The following is a 268-nucleotide window of genomic DNA, read 5'->3' on the forward strand; positions in this document are numbered from 1 at the left end:
TCCGTGCTGCGCCCGGATACCGCTCTCGTCACGCTCATGTACGCCAACAACGAGATCGGCACGGTGCAGAACCTGGCCGCCCTCGGCTCGGTGACCTCCGCCCACAAAATACCGTTCCACACCGATGCCGTGCAGGCTGCGGGGTGGCTCGACCTTCGTGTCGGCTCTCTCGGCGTCGACGCCCTCTCGCTCGCCGGGCACAAGATCGGCGCGCCGAAGGGCATCGGGCTGGCTTGGCTGCGAGGGCGCATCCCCGTGGAACCGCTTG

At 68.3% G+C, this 268-nt stretch carries 1 protein-coding gene; it reads left to right on the top strand.

What is annotated here, in order from left to right; translation table 11 throughout:
* A partial coding sequence (locus tag AAEY88_RS13865; protein ID WP_350563314.1) for an aminotransferase class V-fold PLP-dependent enzyme occupies positions 1–268 on the top strand: 268 nt, incomplete at both ends.

The organism is Psychrobacter sp. CAL346-MNA-CIBAN-0220 (genome assembly GCF_040309805.1).
Classification (GTDB): Bacteria; Pseudomonadota; Gammaproteobacteria; order Pseudomonadales; family Moraxellaceae; genus Psychrobacter.